The organism is Helicobacter sp. CLO-3 (genome assembly GCF_001854545.1).
GTDB lineage: Bacteria > Campylobacterota > Campylobacteria > Campylobacterales > Helicobacteraceae > Helicobacter_B.
This window is the reverse complement of the sequence record NZ_MLQN01000063.1, coordinates 1-3900: the sequence shown is the minus strand read 5'-3', so window position 1 is coordinate 3900 and position 3900 is coordinate 1. Positions and strand designations below refer to the sequence as shown.

Below are 3900 nucleotides of genomic sequence, written 5' to 3'. Positions count from 1 at the left end.
TTGCCGCTTGTGCGTGCATGGATCCCTTATATAGAAATCATCGCGCCAAAAGAGCTCAAAGAAAAATTACTAAAAACTTTGCAAGAGTATATCAAAACGACAAAGGCTGACGCATGAGCGCGATAAACTTTTGGCTTAGAACCAACGCTATGATTTATGAAAACTTACACAATGCAAAAAGTAGCATTTGGCAGGAAAGCGGCTAGTGCAGCAAGCCTCACAAAATGCCAAAAATACTTTAAAACACCACAAAAAAGGAGCAAAACATGGCACAAAACACCCAGATAAAAGAGTTTGAGAGGTTTTATCAAGCCCTAGATAAACTAAAAGTGCAAGGCGATAGCATCGAGCAAAAGCGCAAAGAAATCACGCGAAAGGTTACAAACTTTGCAGAGGATGTTTGGAATCTAAAAATAAATCCAAAGATTCTGCACCAAAACAAAGAAATAGCAGAAATCCTGCAAGAAGCGCTAGCAAAGGCAAAATACAAGGTAAAAACATGGGAGGATATATTCAAGCAAAAAGCCAAACAAGAAAAATTCCGCTCCGAGCTTGAAAATAGCTTTATTATCATTGTTTATGGCAAGGTAAAAGCTGGCAAATCATCTTTGGCAAACTTTGTCATATCACATAGGCTGCCAAACCAAGAGTGCAAAATCTATGAGTATGACAAAGCGGGCGAAGGAGAAGCAGCACAGCTAAAAGAAACCGACAAAAAGGAGTTTGAGACAGGCATCCTTGAATGCACCGCAGAGATACAGCTTTTTAAGCTTGGTGGTATGGCTTGGGTGGATACGCCCGGACTTAGCTCGCTGACAAAGGCAAATGGTGATTTGGCGCGCGAATATATCGAAGCAGCGGATTTTGTCATATTTCCAAATTCATCAGAAGAACCGGGACAAGATAGCGGCATGTCTCAAATGGGAGAGCTTTTGAAGCTTGGCAAAAATATATCTATTATCCTAACCAAATCCGATGAGCCGCAAAGAATCAACAAAGATGGCAAAATCACAATAAACATTATCAACAAAACTAACGATAGGCGCGAAGGACAAGAGAAGCATGTAATGTCTAGAGCTATTGAGATTTGCAAAAATACAAATGCCAAAAAAGAACAAATAGACAAAAATATTTTGTCTATCTCTATGCTTTGCGCTACCAATGGGCTAAAAAATGGTGATGAGACACTTTTCAAAGAAAGCAATATACAAAGATTTTATGACAATATGTATGATTTGCTTACAAACAAAGCAAATGAGCTAAAACAAAAAGCACCATACGAGAATCTAAAAGCCTTGATAGAATCCATAAACAGCGATGCAGATTCTAGTGATAGTGCCAGCTTGCAGGCTATGCGGGCGGATTTTGCGCGCGCAAATGAAGCTATAGAAAAGGTGAGGCAAGAAATAGCTAGCAAAAAGCCAGCTATCAAAATAGAGATAGAATCCAAAGTGCGAGAAATGATAGAGAAGTGTAAAAATCCTAGCATTCTTGCTTCGATATTTCCTAGCGGCATTATAATGGAGCTTATCGAGCGCTTTGTGAAAAAAGAACAGCCCAAAGAAGCGACTAAAAGTCAAAATGAATTTGAAAGGCTAAGCGATATTTTGCTGGCATGCACAGCGGAAATCATCGATAAATCGCTACAAGAAATTTTGAAAAATTTTACAAGCGAGTTTAATAGTGCTATGTCCGCAGAAGGTTTCGAGATAGAGAGCCGTACAAAAAGCGTAAAACGCAATAAGAGCCGGCTTGAACAAATTGGCGACTCTATGTTTGGCGGCGGGTTCATTGAATATGTTCTTGAGTGGTGGACAACTTCACCAGAATATGAAGATGTGCCAGATGGCGATAACAGAGAGGAGGTGTTTAAAGAATTTACACAAAAGAGCATCAAGCATTACGGCGAAAATATGCTCGATTCTACTTTAAAGCAAGTAGAGGAGAGCTTTTTCAATCCGCTAGAGTCCGAGCTTTTGGTAATATCAAGCAAGATAGATTCTCTATCCCAAGAGCTTAAAGAAATCCAAACCAACCTAAAATAAGGAGTAACCTATGGAAAACACAGGAATCAAGGCAATAGAGTGCTACAAAAACGCAAGAGATGAGATAGCAAAGCTAGAATCTAGCCTAAAACAAAATGGTATAAGTGCCGCAGAAATACTGCGCGACATAGATACAAAGCTTGATAATTTTCAGCCACAAATCATGCTTTTTGGACAATACAATGCTGGTAAATCCACGCTTTTAAACGCACTTTTTGGCAAAGAAGTAGCAAAGACGGGCGATACACCAGAAACTTATGAAGTGACACCATATAAATATGGTGGCTACACTATATGGGACACTCCCGGACTAAATGCCAAAGATGACCACACCAAAATCACTGATGAGCATTACAAAAAATGTGAAGTTGTGATTTTTGTGCTAAGTGGCGATGGCGCGGTGGAAAATCAAGGCGTATATGATTTGATAAAACAAGTCATCAATGACAATAAACCCATAATCGTGGTGTATAACAACAAAGGGCAGTATGAGCTAGACTCGCGAGAGATGGCGCAAGTAAAAAGCAAGATTCTAGGAAATATTGGCAGCCACATAGATGAATCACAAGCCGACAAAGTGCCTCTTATCATGCTAGATGCCAAAGCTGCATTGGAAGGAAGGTGCGACAATGATAAGGAGCTTGTAGAATATAGCAACATAAAAGAGCTAGAATCTCAAATCGAAAAAACGCTAAAAGCTAGCGGCAGCACAGAAGTGATAAGCACGCTAAACAAAAGCATATTGACTTTTATTAGCGATAGCATCGAAGCGCTTGATGGGAAGTTTAACAGCGATGAGATAAAATCGATAGAAAATCTCATCTCAAGCATAGGCATGCAAAAGACAAACACGCAAATGGCGATAAAAAATATATGTGAAATCATGCGCGCTAGCCTAGAATCTAAAATCCAAAATATCGTGTTTGAAGGTATGCAAAGCAAAAAAGAAGTGGATAAAGAAATAGAATCCGCTATACAAGATGAGATGAAAAATCTCGAAAGGGGGGTGCAAGAGGCTTGCAAAGGGCTAGAGATAAACCTTCAACAATTGATAGAAAACTTTGCTAAGCCTTTTTTTGCAAACCCTAAAATTGACTTACCGAGCATAGATACAAAGACAATAGCAGATAAAGTAAATGGATTGCTTGGTAAGATTAATGAGGTGCTTGGCAAAATTGACGATAAAACCAAAAATGCAATTATGGGTGTTTTGACTGCTGCCATAGCCAATCTTTTGCCAAAGCTTAATGTGATTATTGAGACTATCTCTGCAAACCCTGCTTTTAAAGCTATTTTCACGAATCCAGCTATGCAAGCCGCAATCACTGCCTCTGGATTTATCTTGCCGCTTATTTTTGAAAAATCCGACAAAGAGAAGCGAATGGAGTCACGCAACATAGCAGAAAAAATAGCTGGTGATGTGTATGAGGTGGCTTGGAAAGAGATTCAAAAAAGCCTAGATTCTGCGTTTGCAAGCATTCTTGGCGAGCTTTCACTAAAAGCAGAAAACCTAGACAAAAACGACAGCGAGCTAAAATCTCTAAAAGACAAACTCGTGGCTATCAAAAATATGCTGCCTATCGTATCTGGCAACCAGCTTGCGATAAAATAGCGATAAATAGCAATGCCTGCGCGCCCGCAGGCATTGGCCAAATAGACTAACCCAAAGGACTCCAAATGACCCTAGAAAAATTCCAAAAAATGGAGGAAGAAGAGTTGTTTAAATTTATACAAAACATTTTTGATATAGTGAAGCTTTTGGGGCATTTTGCAAGATTGTGGGAGATAGGTAAAATCTATCGCTTGACTAGCCTCGCGCGCAAGATAAAGGCAAAAGCAGACATCATATCTAGCG

At 39.5% G+C, this 3900-nt stretch carries 2 protein-coding genes; both read left to right on the top strand.

The window, feature by feature from the left end:
- Positions 1-266: 266 nt before the first annotated feature.
- Positions 267-2045 (top strand): hypothetical protein, encoded by a 1779-nt coding sequence (locus BKN38_RS09955; RefSeq protein ID WP_066453105.1) that lies wholly within the window; start codon positions 267-269, stop codon positions 2043-2045.
- 10 nt (positions 2046-2055) lie between these two features.
- Positions 2056-3657 carry a dynamin family protein gene (locus BKN38_RS09950; RefSeq protein WP_066453102.1) on the top strand — a complete coding sequence of 534 codons (1602 nt, stop codon included), beginning with the start codon at positions 2056-2058 and terminating at the stop codon, positions 3655-3657.
- Positions 3658-3900: the final 243 nt, after the last annotated feature.

Coding starts and splice junctions, on each gene's coding strand:
- BKN38_RS09950 (WP_066453102.1), top strand. CDS start 2,056: ATGGAAAACACAGGAATCAAGGCAATAGAGTGCTACAAAAACGCAAGA.
- BKN38_RS09955 (WP_066453105.1), top strand. CDS start 267: ATGGCACAAAACACCCAGATAAAAGAGTTTGAGAGGTTTTATCAAGCC.